Below are 15,800 nucleotides of genomic sequence, written 5' to 3' on the forward strand. Positions count from 1 at the left end.
TTGTTTTGATTATTAATACAACAAAACTGGAAATAAAAAAGCTATATCTGCTTAAACTGGTTTAAGAAAATGCTAACCATTCAGATTTCTACAAAATGGGATTCATAATCTCAGCAGAATAAAATAATAAAAAACCTCATTTTAAAAATTAAAAATGAGGCTTATCAAATTTGTAAAATGTCCTTCTCCAGAAGTGAAATGCAGATTGAGAAACTTTATTTTTTTTCCGGAACTAAAAATGGTTTCCCTTTATCTCCGACAAAAAAGGCAAGAAGCCTGGCTGGCTTATCTTTACTCATATTTCTCGTTCCTGAATGTAGTCCGTCTGGTTTTTCATAAAAGGCATCGCCGGCTTTATAATGATATACTTTACCATCAAAGGTAGATTCCAGTTCACCCTCTAAAACGTAACCAAAAGTAGGAATAGGATGCCGGTGTGGCGCAGAGACTTCACCCGGAGAAAAATTAACGATAACCATTTTTACTTCCTGCTCTTTAAGCCCGGAAGTTTCTATGAATTGTTTGAAGATAACACGTGGTGGGATTTCAGATGCTGAATCCCCGGAATGTTGTGCTTTTGCATTCATCACAAAAGCAAAACAAAAGGCAATAGGAATGATTGCTGATTTTTTCATTGTATCCAGTTTTTTCTTTGATTATTACTAAAGCAAAACTGAAAATAAAAAAGCCATATAAGCTTAAACTGGTTTAAGAAATATTACTTTAAAATTCATTCTGTTCCCAACAAAAAACCACTGCAATACAGTGGTTTTCTATTATAAAAAATATAATTTCTATGATTCAGTAAATGGATCAGCTTTTAAGCTTACCTTTCAACGGGTGCTCGCCCTGCCATCCGGCACTGGCATCATTACCCACATAATGAATTGATAAATCTGCAGCGGCTTTGGAATTGGAAAAACAAATCGAACGATCCGAGCTGTTCTCCAGTTTCTCAATATACCAGAACGCTTCATTTTCCAGAGCTTTCAGTTTAGAGTTTGTTTTATAGACCAGTAGATCAGCTGAGCTTTCAACATCAGTTTCATAAACTACAAGATCATTTTTAGATTGAAAATTTTTAATACTAATACTTGGCATGTGTTCGGTGTTTTGGAGTTATTATATTTCGGTATTGAATCAATTCCGTAGGCCTAAAGGTAGTAAATTATAATTTAATGGATCACAATGCTTTATATCTCCTTCCATTAAACCATTTCTTTAACCTTCTGTTTAGATTTTCTGAATTCGGTTAAACTGATCTTGTGGCGCTTTTTGAAAAACTTATTGAGGTGGCTTTCATCCGCAAAACCAAACTCGCTTACGATTTCATTGATCCGCATATCACTGAACATCAGTCTGTGCTCAATCAATCGCATTTTGTAGTTATAGATATAGTTCTGAATAGTTTCTCCACATTGATTCTTAAAATAGCTTCCCAAATAAGTTTCAGATAATCCAAATTTCTGACTGATCACAGAAGCCTTCAGCTGTTGTGGGTCATAGATATGGGTCTGAATGTGACCGATGATCGATAACATTCTTTTGTCTGCATTCACCGTTGCATTGACGGGCCTCATCTTAGAAATATTTCTTGCTGCAATCACAATTAATGCGTTTACATAATGAAGTGTGAGATCCTCCTGATAAAGATCACTATGCTTCATATTGTGCAGAAGTGAATCTACGATTGATTTTACCAGGAATTCATCCGGCTTGTTTTTCAAAACACAGCCTGACAGATGTGAAGCATGATACAATAAGCATTCAATACAGTTTATGCTTTTCCAATTGTATTCTCTTACATAATTCTCACTGAATTTAACAAATAAAAATTCTGAGATCTCAGAAATCTCAAAATAATGCTGGTCATTAGGAGTGAGCATGATCAGGCTACCTTTGTTGTAGGTAACTTTATTATCATTGATTTCTAAAAATCCTGATCCGGAGATAACATAGACCATCTGAAAAAAAGAAAACTGCAGATTCCTTACGGGGCACTTTTCTGTTTTACAGTACTCTACATCTACCAATCGGTCTATATTTTCTTTATTCATCCTGCAAAATTACTCAATTATCATTAAAATATACTGATTTATTAAAAAAAATCTGTCCAATTTTGTGGAATAATTTTAAGACTCATCATGAAACGATCGATTTATATTTTGGCTCTGGGAGCTTTTGGAATCATTACTACAGAATTTGGGGTAATTGGAATTCTACCCAACATCAGCAGGGAATTTAATGTATCTATAGATACAGCCGGTTGGCTGTTAAGTGCTTTTGCACTTACTGTGGCTGTTTCATCTCCTTTTATCACTGCATTTACCACTAAGATCAACCGTAAGCTTTTATTATGTATGGTGCTTGGTGTATTTGTATTATCAAATCTTCTTTCTTCTATTTCAACCAGTTTTACCATGTTGATGGTAGCACGGGTTCTACCTGCGTTTTTGCATCCGCTGTTCTGGAATATTTCAATGGCAATTGCATTTAAACAGGGTGGTGCTAAAGCCGTTTCTGTGGTAATGGCAGGACTTAGTTTGGCTACCGTTTTAGGAGTTCCGCTTACCACCTATGCAGCGGATTTCTTTAATAACTGGCAAGCCTCTTTTTATATGGGAAGTTTTGTGAGCCTGATTGCGTTTTTAGGATTATTATTCTTTGTTCCGTCCATGCCCGCAAGTAAAGATAAAACATCACAAAATCAATTATACGTATTAAAAAGTCCACAACTTTGGGTCAATCTGATCTCGACTATTCTTACATTGGCAGCTATGTTTTCAAGCTATACCTATCTGGCGGCTTATCTGGAAAAAATTACGCGGATGAATGGAGCAGAAATAAGTGTAATGCTTCTTTTATTCGGAAGTATGGGAATTCTGGGGAACTGGCTTATGGGGATTGCACTAAACAGAAATTTACTTGTTACCGTACGATTGTTTTTTGTGTCTCTGATTGCCGTTCAGATATTAGCCTATTACTTCGGGGGAATTTTTGTGGCGATGGTTCTGATTCTTTCCCTTTGGGGAATGATACACACCGGAGGCTTCCTGGTTCCTAATATCCGTACCACCCAGGCAGTCCCTCACAGCGCCCTTGAATTTGTCAACAGCCTGCTGACTTCCTGCTACAATATCGGGATATCATTAGGAGCTCTTGTGGGTGGTTTAATTATTGCAAAATATGGAATTCATCAAATTGTCTGGATCAGCATTGCATTATTGGGAGTTACACTCGCCATCAGCTTTATTACTTTTCCGAAAAAAATAGAAATAGAATCAGAAGCTGAGGAAAAAGAAGAAATAACAATTTCTCCTGCAGTTTGCGAATAAATCATATTTGACTAAATAATAAATTTTTTCTCCTCATCTCAATACAGTTTTTATTCTGAATATTCTGCAGAAAAAGATTGTATTGAGATTATTTCTTCTTGGGTTATGATCAATCGTGACCATTTTATTTTTAATTTAGTATTACTTTTTAAATATAGCTTTAATACCAACATCCATTTATTATGCCTCCCGAAATGTATCATCAGGAATTTGATGTCCCGGAACAATTACAGGATACTATAAAATGTTTCTGGTACAACAGGAGGGATTCAACAGAAGCTCAATCCGTCTTTGAAGTAACTCCTGATGGCTATGCTGAAATTATTTTTTATTTCAGTGGCGAATGCAGCGTTGCTCAAAACGGAATTCTTCATCCGTTACCTTCGCCATTTATGATGGGGCTGCTCAATCAGCCTGTTCATTTCCATATGGCCAACCGGCTGGAGATTATCGCGGTAAGATGTTTCCCATGGACGGTTTTCGATTTGCTGGAACTTCCTTCCGGTAAAGTAGGGGTACATACTTTTGAACACCCAATAGCACAGCTTCATTCCACATTGGATGCATTGATTCAGCAAGGTAGAAAAGAAGAAGCTATAGATCAGCTAAAACAATATTTCCTTAAACTGCGTTCACATGTTTCTACCGACAGCATGTTATTCAAAGCAGGAGTTGCCATGACAAAGGCCAAAGGTACTTTACCCGTCAGCCAGGTCGCTGAAGCGGCTCATGCAACAGTAAGAACTTTAGAAAGAAAATTTAAAGAATCATCCGGTCACACCGTTAAGGATGTATCGGGTCTGATGCGTTTTGAGCAGGCCAGAAATCATTTATGGCTGCATCCTGATGTTAATCTAGCCGGGTTGGCTGTTGATTTTGGATATACGGACCAATCCCATTTAAGCAGAGAGTTTAAACGGTATACCGGTATTACTCCTGCTGCGTTCGCTAAAAAAGCTAAAAAAGGACAACGATTGGTAAGCAATGATTTTGTCGCATTTGTACAATCCTAAGCTTACTGCATTTCTGACATTTGTATGGAAATTAACATACAAATTAAAAGACATGCAATATTTATTAAAAGACAAAAAAGTAGCGATCATCGGTGGCGGACCTGTAGGTTTAACTATGGCCAGACTACTTCAGCAAAAAGAAGTCAATGTAGCCGTTTATGAAAGAGACTTTGACGCCCAAACCAGAATATGGGGTGGGACGCTCGATCTTCATAAAGGTTCAGGACAGGAGGCCATTAAAAAGGCCGGACTGCTTGAAAACTACTATACAACCGCAATTCCCATGGGAATTATATTTGCCGATCAACAAGGCAATACTTTACATACCAGAAAGCCAACTCCGGAAAACCGGTATGATAATCCTGAAATCAACAGAAATCAGCTAAGAAATATCCTGCTGGAAAGCTTAGCTCCAGATACCGTTATCTGGAACAGAAAGCTGACCAATCTCACAGAACATAATGGCAAATGGTTGCTACAATTCGAAAACCAGCCCGATGCAACAGCTGATCTAGTGATTGTTGCCAACGGAGGAATGTCAAAAGTCAGAAACTATGTCACCGATGCCGAAATCGAAGAAACCGGTAGCTTTATTATCCAGGGTGATGTTCCGCAGCCTGAGATCAATTCTCCTCAAATGTACGGGCTGTGTGATGGAAGCAGGCTCATGACTTCAAACCAAGGAAGCTTATTCGTTGCCAATCCTTATAACAATGGTTCGCTGACTTATGGTTTAATTATACAAAAACCTCAAGAATGGGATCAGGGCCATGCTTTGGACTTTCAGGATAAAGAAAGTGTAATTCAGTTTCTTTCCGAAAGATTACCGGATTGGGGCAAACCTTATCAGGAAGTATTTCAGGCAACTTCCTTCTTCGTTGGATTACCAACCCGAAAATTACCATTAAAACAGTGGAAAGATAGCAGACCGCTTCCCATAACTTTGATCGGTGATGCAGCCCATCTGATGCCTCCTTTTGCCGGACAGGGTGTAAACATTGGCCTGGTAGATGCCCTTACCTTATCTGAAAATCTTACTGAAGGTAGTTTTGAAACTGTAGAAGCAGCTATAAAAGATTATGAACAGAAAATGATAAAGTATGCAGCTGAAGCCCAACAGGAATCCGCCGTTAACGAGGCAGAAATGCGCGATCCCGATTTTTCTTTCCTACAGCTTTTTGAATAACAATAACCTACTGCATAAAGAGATATAGCCTGGGTTGACGCAACTCAGGTTATATCTTTATAAAAATAAATTTAATCATTTGATTAAATTACTTGTTTAACCTAAAAAAAATTTTCTACCTTTGCAACAGAAGAACGATTGTAATATGAAAGAAGAATCAAAAAAAATAGATACCTCAACGGAAGAAAAAATAAAGGAAGCCGCACGAATCGTATTTTACAGAAAGGGATTCGCTGCAACCAGAACCAGGGATATTGCTGAAGAAGCAGATATCAACCTGGCATTGCTCAATTATTATTTCAGAAGCAAGGCCAAATTATTTGAGATTATCATGCTCGAAACTATGGCTGGATTCTTTCAAAGCTTGTTAGTGGTGCTAAATACAGAGAAAACAACTCTCGAAAAGAAAGTAGAAGAGGTGGTAGGGAAGTATATCGACCTGATCATCAAAGAGCCGGAAATTCCGACATTCATCATCAGTGAGCTTCGTAACAATCCTAATCTTCTATTGCAAAAAATCCCTTTAAAAGAAGTGATTCAATCTTCTGTCTTTTTAAAGCAACATCAGGAAGCGGTGAAAAAGGGTAGTATTATCGAGCCTAATCCTTTACATTTTCTAATTAACCTGTTGGGGCTTACCGTATTTCCCTTCATAGCAAAACCAATGTTGATTGGAAGCAGTGAACTGAACGATAAAGAGTTCAATACCTTAATGATTCAACGTAAAAAGCTTATCCCGATCTGGGTAAAAGCCATGATGGCGGCAGGCTAATTTTTTTGACCCTAATTTAATCAAATGATTAAAACGAAATTTTAAACAAGAATTGGAAAAATAAAAAAATGATTTTTAACCTATAAACGATGAGTTATTATGTACAAAAATGCTCAAAAATACCTGCTGGTTTTCGTTCTGGGTTGTGTCTCTACAACTTCTTTTAAATCTCAGCTTCAAAGCCTTAGTCTTGAAGAATGTTATCAGCTGGCAAAAGACAATTACCCGCTGATCAGAAAAAAAGGGATGATTGCAAAAACAGCCGGTTACAATACTGAAAACGCCAATAAGAAATATCTTCCCCAGGTTTCTTTTTCCGGCCAGGCCACATACCAGTCTCAAACCATCAGTTTTTCGGATGCACTGGGAGCACTCCCGATCAATGCTGCACTTCCTTCACTCAGTAAAGACCAATACAAAATTCAGGGAGAGATAGACCAGGTATTGTACGATGGAGGAACCACTCACAACCAGAAGGAACTGATAAAAGCCAATACTGAACTACAGCAACAAAACATTGAAACAAGCCTTTATACATTAAAGCAAAGGGTCAATAATCTGTTTTTCTCCATCCTGCTTATGGATGCACAGCTAAAACAAAACGACCTCAACAAATCCAACCTTCATACCCAAATCCAGAAGACAGAAGCCGCATTAAAATATGGTGTTGCGTACAGAAGCAATCTGGATGAACTAAAAGCAGAGATCATCAATATCGATATGATGGCAACAGAGTATAAAGCTAACCGGGAAGCATATCTTAAGATGCTTTCCATTTTCATTGGGAAAGAACTTTCAGATTCTACGAAACTTGAAACTCCCGACAGTGATTATTTTCAAACAGAAATTAGAAGGCCTGAGCTCAAAGCTTTTGATCTCCAAAACTCCATTTATGACCTCCAGAAAAAACAGTTGAAATCCGATTTTCTCCCCAGGGTAAGTGCATTCTTCCAGGGAGCATATGGAAGGCCTACACTTAATATCATTGAGAATAAGTTCGGTCCGTGGTTTATTACAGGAGTAAGGTTTAGCTGGTCTCTTGATAGTTTGTATACCTCATCCAACAAAAAAGAAATACTGGAGTTAAACAAAAAAACTGCGGATGCAGACAGAGATACATTCCTTCTGAACACAAAACTGGATCTTACGCAGCAGGATGAACAGGTAAAAAAATACACCCAACTGATCACACAGGATGAAAACATCATTGCCCTGCGGCAATCTGTAAAACAATCTGCAGAAGCACAGCTTGATAATGGAGTAATCACCATCCACGAATACATTCAGAAACTCAATGCTGAACATCTTGCAAGACAAACCCTGGTTCTCCATCAGATTCAATTATTACAGGCCAGATACAATCAGAAATTCATAACCGGAAATTAATAATCCATTGTTACAATGAAAAAAATAATCATCCCCTTAGCCTATACTTTACTCTTGACGGCATGTCAACAAAAAGATAATTTTGACGCTTCAGGAAACTTTGAAGCCGATGAGGTTATTGTATCCGCACAGCAAAACGGTGAGCTGATTTCTTATTCCGTTCAGGAAGGATCGCAACTTCATGCAGGAAGTAAAGTAGGACAAATAGATGTAAAAGTAGCCACTCTTCAGAAAGAGCAGGCCGAAGCAAGCATTGGAGCCCTAAACCAAAAAACCAATAATGCAGATGAGCAGAATCTGCTGATCAAAAAGCAGCTTGCTGTACAGGAAGCTCAACTGGCACAACAGCTCCGTGAACGAATACGTACAGCTAACTTATTGAAAGCAGATGCTGCTACAAGGAAACAGCTCGACGATATCGATGCCGCCATTGATCAACTAAGAAAACAGATTGAAGCCACCCGTCAGCAACGATCAGTCAATAACTCCAATGTCAATACCCAAAACAGAAGTATTCTCAGTGAAAAAGCTCCTTTGGAGAAAACAGCGGCCCAGTTTCAGGAACAGATTAACAAAGGACAGATCATTAACCCTGTTAATGGAGTAGTGCTTGTTAATTATGCCCTCAAAGGAGAAATGCAGCTGATCGGTAAGCCCTTGTATAAAATAGCAGATATCAGTACCCTTGATTTACGGGCTTATATAACGGGAGTCCAGCTTCCTCAGGTTAAAATAGGGCAGCAGGTAAAAGTAAGAATCGATCAGGGTAAGAATGGATTCAGGGAATACAAAGGAACCATACAATGGATCTCATCTCAATCCGAATTCTCTCCAAAAAATATTCAGACTAAGGACGAAAGAGCCAATCTCGTTTACGCTATAAAGGTACGTGTAAAGAATGATGGTTATTTGAAAATTGGAATGTATGGTGAGGTAGTTTTTTAATTAAAAAGTACAATCTCTTTCCTCTTTCAACTCTCAACCCTCAATTCATAATTCATAATTCATAATTCATAATTCATAATTCATAATTCAAAATAAAAATGAATTCAGTAATAGTAAAAAACCTGACCAAGTCCTACGACGATATAAAAGCCATTGATGAGGTTTCATTTGAAGTAAAAAAGGGGGAACTCTTTGGGTTAATCGGTCCTGATGGTGCAGGTAAAACCTCTATTTTCAGGATTCTTACCACACTTTTACTTCCTGATAGTGGAACAGCCACTGTGGAAGGACATGATGTGGTAAATGATTACCAGATTATCCGAAATAAAGTAGGCTACATGCCAGGAAAATTCTCACTATATCAGGATCTCACCGTGGCAGAAAACCTGGACTTCTTCGCTACCTTATTTGGAACAACCATAGAGGAAAATTACAGTCTCATTAAAGATATTTATGAGCAGATTAAACCATTCAACAACAGAAGGTCAGGTAAGCTTTCAGGGGGAATGAAGCAAAAACTGGCTTTGTGCTGCGCATTGATCCATAAACCGGAAGTGCTGTTTCTGGATGAGCCAACCACCGGTGTGGATGTGGTTTCAAGAAAAGAGTTCTGGGAAATGCTAGGAAGATTAAAGAAGCAGAATATAAGCATCGTTGTTTCTACACCTTATATGGATGAAGCCAGACTTTGTGACCGGATCGCCTTGATACAGGGAGGAAAGATCATGTCTGTAGATCAACCCCAAACAATCGTCTCCAATTTTCCCAAATCCCTTTTTGCAGCCAAAGGTGCAAATATGTATCAATTGTTGGAAAACCTGAGATCTGACCAAGCTGTTGAAAGTTGCTATGCATTCGGAGAATATCTTCATCTTACTATGGTTTCTGATACGGCAACTGAAAAGGAGGTGACAGAACTAGCCCAATCGTATCATCCTGATGAACTTGAGATCAAAAAAATTACCCCCACTATTGAGGATAGTTTTATTCGTCTGATGCGTGAACAAAAAGAAATAAGAGAAGCGAACCATGGGAAATAAAGCAATTATCTGTAAAGATCTGACCAAGCAGTTTGGAGATTTTAAGGCCGTAGACTGTATTTCCTTCGATGTAGATCAGGGCGAAATATTCGGTTTCCTGGGAGCCAACGGGGCAGGAAAGACCACTGCCATGCGTATCCTTTGTGGCCTTTCTTTTCCAACCTCAGGAAAAGCAATAGTAGCCGGTTATAATGTATACAAACAACAGGAAGAGATCAAGAAAAATATAGGCTATATGAGTCAGAAGTTCTCTTTATATGATAATCTTACTGTATTGGAGAATATTGAGTTTTATGGAGGAGTATATGGCGTATCGCGTTCAGATATAAAAACACGAAGCAATGAACTCATTTCCAGATTAGGACTGGAAAACGAGGCTAAAAAACTGGTGGGTTCCTTACCGCTGGGCTGGAAACAAAAGCTGGCCTTTTCAGTAGCTGTTTTTCACAGGCCTAAAATCGTATTCCTGGATGAACCCACAGGTGGAGTAGATCCCATTACAAGAAGGCAGTTCTGGGATATGATCTATCAGGCGGCAGCGGATGGGATCACGGTGTTCGTGACCACGCATTATATGGATGAAGCAGAATATTGTAACCGGATTACTGTAATGGTGGACGGAAGAGTAGAAGCCATGGATACCCCCGCCAACCTGAAGAACCAGTTTGGAACCCACTCGATGGACGAAGTTTTTTACCAGTTGGCAAGAAGTGCCAAAAGATCAGGAGATTAGTTATGAAACAGTTACTCGTATTTATCAGGAAAGAATTTTACCATGTTTTCAGAGATCGGAGAACCTTACTTATCCTTTTTGGTTTGCCTGTCGTTCAAATCATCTTATTTGGATATGCATTAAGCAGTGAGGTAAAAAATATAGGCATTGCCATACAGGATAATGCCCATGACATCCATTCTGTCCAGATCATTTCCAAAATACAGGCAAGCCCCTATTTTACAATGCATGGACCCATCCTGAATTATCCGGATGTGGAAAGAAGGTTTAAAGAAGGAAGCATCAAATGTGCAGTTATATTTCCGGTCAATTTCGGAAAAGATCTCTATCGTACAGGCGGAGCGCAAATTCAGATTATAGCGGATGCATCAGATCCCAATACCGCAACGATATTAACCAATTATCTCAACAATATCATTAATGATTATCAGCAACAACTTAATCCCCATATCAAAATCACATATAAAATAATTCCCGAAATAAGGCTGTTATACAATGAAGAACAAAACGGATCACTGAATTTTATTCCGGGAGTGATTGCTTTAATTTTTATGATTGTGAGTACGGCTTTAACCTCTGTGTCTGTCGTTCGTGAAAAAGAAATGGGAACCATGGAAATCTTATTGGTTTCTCCTTTTAAGCCCGTTATGGTCCTGATGGCCAAAGCCATTCCTTATCTTGTATTGTCTTTAGTCAATTTTGTGATCATCCTGCTGCTATCTGTGTATCTGCTGGATGTAGAAATCCGGGGTAGCCTGCTTTTATTATTTGTAGAAAGCATCTTATTCATTATCACATGTCTTTCCCTGGGCTTGCTGATCTCGAATGTAACCAACTCTCAAGAGACAGCCATGCTGATTTCTATGATGGGAATGATGTTACCTACATTATTGCTTACAGGATTTATGTTCCCTATAGAAAATATGCCCTGGATATTCCGTGTCGTATCACACATCCTTCCCTCAAGATATTACTATGATATCGTAAAAGCAGTTATGCTGAAAGGACTGGGCTTTAGTTATGTATGGAAAGAAACTCTTGTCTTACTCATTATGGCAGGTGGACTCTTAACGCTTGCCTTAAAGAAATTTAAAATCCGCTTGTCATGAAAGTATTAAGCTTTATTTTAAGAAAAGAATTCCGTCAGATCTTCAGGGATAAGATTATCCTGGCAATGATGTTCATGATGCCGACAATACAGCTCATCATCATGCCATGGGCGGCTAACTTTGAGGTAAAAAATATTAATATTGCATATGATGATCATGATCAAAGTAGCTACTCCCACAGACTGATCAACAAAATTGCTTCATCCGGATATTTTAAAATTGCAGGAAACCCGGATTCCTACCAAAAAGGATTGAAAATGATTGAACAAGGTGATGCCGATCTTGTTCTGGAGATCCCTGCTCACTTTGAACGCAATTTGGTCCGCGAGGAAAGCCAGAAAATAAATATATCGGTAGATGCGATCAACGGGACAAAGTCTTCTCTGGGAGGTAGCTATCTGGTATCGGTTATCGGAGATTTTAACAAAAATCTGGATATTAATATTAAATCACCGGTTAAAACCACCACTGTATCTCCGGCAACCATTAAAGTGGCAAGTACCAACTGGTATAATCCAAGGGCAGAATACAAATACTATATGGTTCCTGGAATACTGGTCCTGCTTCTGACACTGATCGGAGGATTCATTACGGCTCTTAATATTGTCAAGGAAAAAGAAATCGGAACCATTGAGCAAATTAATGTTACCCCTATAAAAAAATGGCAATTTATCCTGGGGAAACTGATTCCTTTCTGGATTGTAGGAATGACTGTTTTTACCATCGGATTGATTGTAATGTACATTATTTACGGCATATTTCCTGAAGGAAGCCTTTTGACTCTTTATGTTTTCGCAGCAGTTTACCTTATTGCATTATTAGGTTTGGGCCTCCTGATCTCTACTTTTGCCGATACACAGCTTCAGGCGATGTTCATTGCATTTTTCTTCATGATGATCTTTATGCTGATGAGCGGATTTTTCACCAACACCGAAAGCATGCCCGACTGGGCGGGACAGATATCCAATTTCACTCCTGTTACCCATTTCATTAAAGTCGTAAGGCTTATTGTACTGAAGGGAAGTGGATTCTCTGAGATCAAAACCGAGTTTTTCTACCTGCTGGGATTCGCATTGCTCCTGAATTCACTGGCAATTTACAACTACAGGAAAACGAGTTGAAAGCACTGAAAATCAACGACAATTGTAAAATTATTTTGTTCGTATTTCTAATAATTAATTGTTAAAATGGAAAAAATATTTTTAGTGTAACATATTTATCGTAATATTGCAATATAAAGTTATCATTATGGGAGCAACCAAGACAGACCATTTTACGGATAAACAGAATAAAATAGCCACTATTGCCAAAGCATTGGGACATCCTGCACGGATTGCTATTATAGAATACCTGCTAAAAGTAAACGCATGTATATGCGGGGATATCGTAAATGAACTTCCGCTGGCACAGGCTACGGTTTCCCAGCATTTAAAAGAATTAAAAAATGCAGGGCTCATCAAAGGAAATATCGAAGGAACTGCAATTTGCTACTGCATTGATGAAAAAACTTTTGAAGTTTTGAACGAATATTTCTCGGGGATTATTTCCACTGTTACTACACAAAAATGCTGCTAATGCATTTTTTTGACCTTATAAATCGTAATATTGCAATAAACAAATAAAATAAAAACAATGAAATTATCTGAAATCAAAAACATCTTACCAACATTACATAATGTTGAATTTCAATTGGAAGACGGAACATTTGTACCTGAGCATTTTCATGTTACAGAAGTAGGAACGATAACAAAATCCTTTATTGATTGCGGAGGAACCATAAAAAATGAAAAAGTAGTCAATTTCCAGCTTTGGAATGCCAATGACTATGAACATCGTTTAAAACCCGGAAAGCTTCTCAATATCATCGCACTATCCGAGGAAAAATTAGGAATTGAAGACCATGAAATAGAAGTGGAATATCAGAACATTACCATCGGAAAGTATGATCTGGATTTCAATGGAAAAACCTTTGTCCTTAAAAATAAAACCACAGCCTGCCTGGCTCAGGAAGCTTGTGGGGTTCCACCTGAAAAGAAAAAACTCAAATTATCAGACCTTTCTTCCCAATCAGGTGCTTGCTGTACACCAGAATCAGGATGCTGCTAATCAACCTGTCCCATCTTAAAAATAAACAAAAATTATGTATCCATCCGTTTTAGAAACTATAGAAAAATTAAAGGCCTTTGAAATTACCCAGGAAAGAAAAGTCCTGCTACAAACTCTTACAGAATTCATCCAGGCAAAATTCAATGCCGGAAATCCAATAAATCTAAACTTTATTTGTACACACAATTCCAGAAGGAGTCATTTGTCACAGGTCTGGGCACAAGCAGCAGCCGATTTTTTTGCCATTCCAAAAGTAACTTGCTATTCGGGAGGAACGGAAGAAACAGCTGTATTTCCTACGGTTATAGAAACTCTGAAACAACAGGGATTCCAGATCTTGAAAATAGCTGAGAACGGAAATCCTGTTTATTCAATCAGGTATAATGAAGAGTCCCAACCCATTATTGCTTTTTCTAAAAGATATGACAGTGCGTTTAATCCGGCCAACAGTTTTGCAGCAATCATGACTTGTTCTCAGGCAGATGGAGGCTGCCCTTTTATTCCAGGTGCAGAAAAACGTATCCCCATCACTTTTGAAGATCCTAAAATTTCAGACAATACTCCTGAACAGTCCAAAGTTTATGATGAAAGAAGTCTAGAGATAGGGGCAGAAATGTGGCATGTTTTTTCCCAGGTAAAACAACTCCATTAAGATCAATACTATGCTGCCAAAATTAAAATTCCTGGATAGGTTTCTCACTTTATGGATATTCATTGCCATGATCTCAGGAATTATCCTGGGCAATGTATTTCCCGGAATCCCGGATATGATCACCTCATTATCAGTGGGAACAACCAATATTCCTTTAGCCGTCGGTCTAATCGTAATGATGTATCCGCCATTGGCAAAAGTGGATTATTCCCTTCTTCCTGTAGCATTCAAAGATAAGAAGGTTATCGGTGTTTCACTATTGCTGAACTGGCTGATTGGCCCTGTTTTAATGTTCATATTAGCTGTTTTATTTTTAAGGAATGAACCGGATTATATGGTCGGCCTGATTCTCATAGGACTGGCAAGATGTATTGCAATGGTCCTTGTCTGGAATGACCTTGCAAAAGGCAACCGTGAGTATGCAGCCTTGCTGGTAGCTCTTAACAGCATATTCCAGGTATTCAGCTACAGTTTTATGATTTGGTTATTCATCAATGTCTTACCCGGAAAACTCGGCCTTGCTAATTTTAATATCAGCGTATCCATATCAGAAGTAACAGAAAGTGTTTTGATATATTTGGGCATCCCTTTTTTTGCCGGTTTTCTGAGCCGTTATTTATTTACAAAATTGAAGGGAAAGGAATGGTACCAGAGAAAGTTTATTCCTAAAATATCACCATTAACGCTATATGCCTTATTGTTTACCATCATTCTTATGTTCAGCCTTAAGGGGGACAAAATTTTGGAACTCCCTTTAGATACACTAAAAGTAGCCATTCCGCTTATCGCCTATTTTATAGTGATGTTTATGATGAGTTTCTTTATCAATAAGCTGTTGAATATTCCTTACGATAAAAATGCAGCCATCGCATTTACTGCAACAGGAAACAATTTTGAACTTGCCATCGCCGTATCTATCGCGGTGTTCGGAATCCATTCTCCACAGGCATTTGTTGGTGTGATCGGACCTTTGGTTGAAGTTCCGGTTCTGATACTATTGGTTAAGGTCAGCTTATGGTTAAAAAACTATAGTAACAAGCCATAACCATTTTTGTATGCACTTCAGGGTTGTTGATACCTGAAATAAAACCAGACTTTTTCCTATGACCTATTTTTGGTTATATGAAAAAGTCTTTTTTCCTTAGGTTTGCGTTATCCGTGATTTTATTGATGCACAGTGTTGACTCCATTGTAAGCGGGGATGTTAATAAATTTGGCATCCATTTTTTGAATACCATTGGTTTCAGTCCCTGGGGCTTGTATATCGCGTGGATGGTTAAATTAACCCATCTTTTATCCGTCCCATTTCTGGTGCTGAACAAATATATAAAAGCGGTCGCGATATGCAACATACTGATCTTTATATCAGGGATCTATTATGTCCATGCACAAAACGGCTGGTTTGTGGTAGGAGGGGGTACCAACGGAATTGAATTTAATTTCCTTTTGATCTTTTGTTTTCTGAATCTTATGTTTCCGGAAATTTCCTTTAGAAAGAAAGAAGCAGGTCGTTCATAGACAAA

The 15,800-nt window shown here is 38.2% G+C and carries 18 protein-coding genes; 15 read left to right on the forward strand and 3 right to left on the reverse strand.

Annotation, left to right across the window (positions count from 1 at the left end):
- Nucleotides 1–215: 215 nt before the first annotated feature.
- The 3 genes from AC0INN_RS06520 to AC0INN_RS06530 form a co-directional block, all read right to left on the reverse strand.
- Nucleotides 216–635 carry a cupin domain-containing protein gene (locus AC0INN_RS06520; RefSeq protein WP_273648066.1) on the reverse strand — a complete coding sequence of 140 codons (420 nt, stop codon included), beginning with the start codon at nt 633–635 and terminating at the stop codon, nt 216–218.
- Nucleotides 636–813: 178 nt separating this feature from the next.
- A complete protein-coding gene (locus AC0INN_RS06525; protein ID WP_172282622.1) occupies nt 814–1,101 on the reverse strand; it encodes a 7(1) septoil knot domain-containing protein in 288 nt (95 codons plus the stop codon).
- A gap of 107 nt (nt 1,102–1,208) precedes the next feature.
- Nucleotides 1,209–2,057, reverse strand: a complete 849-nt coding sequence (locus AC0INN_RS06530; protein WP_172282620.1) for an AraC family transcriptional regulator — start codon at nt 2,055–2,057, stop codon at nt 1,209–1,211.
- An 87-nt stretch (nt 2,058–2,144) separates the two neighbouring features.
- On the opposite strand from AC0INN_RS06530, the gene AC0INN_RS06535 reads away from it, so the two are divergent.
- From AC0INN_RS06535 to AC0INN_RS06605, 15 genes are all read left to right on the forward strand, one after another.
- Nucleotides 2,145–3,335, forward strand: coding sequence for an MFS transporter (locus tag AC0INN_RS06535; protein ID WP_273648067.1), 1,191 nt, complete (start codon nt 2,145–2,147; stop codon nt 3,333–3,335).
- 182 nt (nt 3,336–3,517) lie between these two features.
- On the forward strand, nt 3,518–4,348 hold the full coding sequence (locus AC0INN_RS06540; protein WP_273648068.1) for an AraC family transcriptional regulator: 831 nt from the start codon (nt 3,518–3,520) through the stop codon (nt 4,346–4,348).
- Nucleotides 4,349–4,400: 52 nt separating this feature from the next.
- Nucleotides 4,401–5,534, forward strand: coding sequence for an FAD-dependent oxidoreductase (locus AC0INN_RS06545; RefSeq protein ID WP_373428007.1), 1,134 nt, complete (start codon nt 4,401–4,403; stop codon nt 5,532–5,534).
- A 145-nt stretch (nt 5,535–5,679) separates the two neighbouring features.
- Nucleotides 5,680–6,306, forward strand: a complete 627-nt coding sequence (locus AC0INN_RS06550) for a TetR/AcrR family transcriptional regulator (protein ID WP_172282614.1) — start codon at nt 5,680–5,682, stop codon at nt 6,304–6,306.
- Nucleotides 6,307–6,405: 99 nt separating this feature from the next.
- Entirely contained in the window at nt 6,406–7,692 is a 1,287-nt protein-coding gene (locus tag AC0INN_RS06555) for a TolC family protein (protein WP_273648070.1), read from the forward strand.
- A 15-nt stretch (nt 7,693–7,707) separates the two neighbouring features.
- Nucleotides 7,708–8,637: an HlyD family secretion protein gene (locus tag AC0INN_RS06560; protein ID WP_172282610.1), complete on the forward strand. Its 930-nt coding sequence runs from the start codon at nt 7,708–7,710 to the stop codon at nt 8,635–8,637.
- A 98-nt stretch (nt 8,638–8,735) separates the two neighbouring features.
- On the forward strand, nt 8,736–9,677 hold the full coding sequence (locus tag AC0INN_RS06565; RefSeq protein ID WP_273648071.1) for an ABC transporter ATP-binding protein: 942 nt from the start codon (nt 8,736–8,738) through the stop codon (nt 9,675–9,677).
- Complete coding sequence (locus tag AC0INN_RS06570; RefSeq protein ID WP_273648072.1) at nt 9,667–10,410, forward strand: ABC transporter ATP-binding protein; 744 nt, start codon at nt 9,667–9,669, stop codon at nt 10,408–10,410. The genes AC0INN_RS06565 and AC0INN_RS06570 overlap by 11 nt, the downstream gene beginning before the upstream one ends.
- 2 nt (nt 10,411–10,412) lie before the next feature.
- Entirely contained in the window at nt 10,413–11,519 is a 1,107-nt protein-coding gene (locus AC0INN_RS06575; RefSeq protein WP_273648073.1) for an ABC transporter permease, read from the forward strand.
- Complete coding sequence (locus tag AC0INN_RS06580; protein WP_273648074.1) at nt 11,516–12,640, forward strand: ABC transporter permease; 1,125 nt, start codon at nt 11,516–11,518, stop codon at nt 12,638–12,640. Before AC0INN_RS06575 ends, AC0INN_RS06580 begins: the two co-directional genes overlap by 4 nt.
- 127 nt (nt 12,641–12,767) lie before the next feature.
- Nucleotides 12,768–13,094: an ArsR/SmtB family transcription factor gene (locus AC0INN_RS06585; RefSeq protein WP_172282600.1), complete on the forward strand. Its 327-nt coding sequence runs from the start codon at nt 12,768–12,770 to the stop codon at nt 13,092–13,094.
- 57 nt (nt 13,095–13,151) lie between these two features.
- Nucleotides 13,152–13,625, forward strand: a complete 474-nt coding sequence (locus AC0INN_RS06590) for a DUF6428 family protein (RefSeq protein WP_273648075.1) — start codon at nt 13,152–13,154, stop codon at nt 13,623–13,625.
- A gap of 34 nt (nt 13,626–13,659) precedes the next feature.
- A complete protein-coding gene (locus tag AC0INN_RS06595) occupies nt 13,660–14,277 on the forward strand; it encodes a low molecular weight phosphatase family protein (RefSeq protein WP_273648076.1) in 618 nt (205 codons plus the stop codon).
- A 10-nt stretch (nt 14,278–14,287) separates the two neighbouring features.
- Complete coding sequence (gene arsB / locus AC0INN_RS06600; RefSeq protein ID WP_273648077.1) at nt 14,288–15,322, forward strand: ACR3 family arsenite efflux transporter; 1,035 nt, start codon at nt 14,288–14,290, stop codon at nt 15,320–15,322.
- 77 nt (nt 15,323–15,399) lie between these two features.
- Complete coding sequence (locus tag AC0INN_RS06605) at nt 15,400–15,795, forward strand: DoxX family protein (protein WP_273648078.1); 396 nt, start codon at nt 15,400–15,402, stop codon at nt 15,793–15,795.
- Nucleotides 15,796–15,800: the final 5 nt, after the last annotated feature.

It is taken from the genome of Chryseobacterium subflavum (assembly GCF_055762745.1).

What these genes read in the sequence shown, in the direction of transcription:
- AC0INN_RS06585 (WP_172282600.1), top strand. Translation starts at nt 12,768, where the DNA reads ATGGGAGCAACCAAGACAGACCATTTTACGGATAAACAGAATAAAATA.
- AC0INN_RS06575 (WP_273648073.1), top strand. Translation starts at nt 10,413, where the DNA reads ATGAAACAGTTACTCGTATTTATCAGGAAAGAATTTTACCATGTTTTC.
- AC0INN_RS06550 (WP_172282614.1), top strand. Translation starts at nt 5,680, where the DNA reads ATGAAAGAAGAATCAAAAAAAATAGATACCTCAACGGAAGAAAAAATA.
- AC0INN_RS06530 (WP_172282620.1), bottom strand. Translation starts at nt 2,057, where the DNA reads ATGAATAAAGAAAATATAGACCGATTGGTAGATGTAGAGTACTGTAAA.
- AC0INN_RS06520 (WP_273648066.1), bottom strand. Translation starts at nt 635, where the DNA reads ATGAAAAAATCAGCAATCATTCCTATTGCCTTTTGTTTTGCTTTTGTG.
- AC0INN_RS06535 (WP_273648067.1), top strand. Translation starts at nt 2,145, where the DNA reads ATGAAACGATCGATTTATATTTTGGCTCTGGGAGCTTTTGGAATCATT.
- AC0INN_RS06540 (WP_273648068.1), top strand. Translation starts at nt 3,518, where the DNA reads ATGCCTCCCGAAATGTATCATCAGGAATTTGATGTCCCGGAACAATTA.
- AC0INN_RS06525 (WP_172282622.1), bottom strand. Translation starts at nt 1,101, where the DNA reads ATGCCAAGTATTAGTATTAAAAATTTTCAATCTAAAAATGATCTTGTA.
- AC0INN_RS06565 (WP_273648071.1), top strand. Translation starts at nt 8,736, where the DNA reads ATGAATTCAGTAATAGTAAAAAACCTGACCAAGTCCTACGACGATATA.
- AC0INN_RS06590 (WP_273648075.1), top strand. Translation starts at nt 13,152, where the DNA reads ATGAAATTATCTGAAATCAAAAACATCTTACCAACATTACATAATGTT.
- AC0INN_RS06605 (WP_273648078.1), top strand. Translation starts at nt 15,400, where the DNA reads ATGAAAAAGTCTTTTTTCCTTAGGTTTGCGTTATCCGTGATTTTATTG.
- AC0INN_RS06595 (WP_273648076.1), top strand. Translation starts at nt 13,660, where the DNA reads ATGTATCCATCCGTTTTAGAAACTATAGAAAAATTAAAGGCCTTTGAA.
- AC0INN_RS06555 (WP_273648070.1), top strand. Translation starts at nt 6,406, where the DNA reads ATGTACAAAAATGCTCAAAAATACCTGCTGGTTTTCGTTCTGGGTTGT.
- arsB (WP_273648077.1), top strand. Translation starts at nt 14,288, where the DNA reads ATGCTGCCAAAATTAAAATTCCTGGATAGGTTTCTCACTTTATGGATA.
- AC0INN_RS06560 (WP_172282610.1), top strand. Translation starts at nt 7,708, where the DNA reads ATGAAAAAAATAATCATCCCCTTAGCCTATACTTTACTCTTGACGGCA.
- AC0INN_RS06545 (WP_373428007.1), top strand. Translation starts at nt 4,401, where the DNA reads ATGCAATATTTATTAAAAGACAAAAAAGTAGCGATCATCGGTGGCGGA.
- AC0INN_RS06570 (WP_273648072.1), top strand. Translation starts at nt 9,667, where the DNA reads ATGGGAAATAAAGCAATTATCTGTAAAGATCTGACCAAGCAGTTTGGA.
- AC0INN_RS06580 (WP_273648074.1), top strand. Translation starts at nt 11,516, where the DNA reads ATGAAAGTATTAAGCTTTATTTTAAGAAAAGAATTCCGTCAGATCTTC.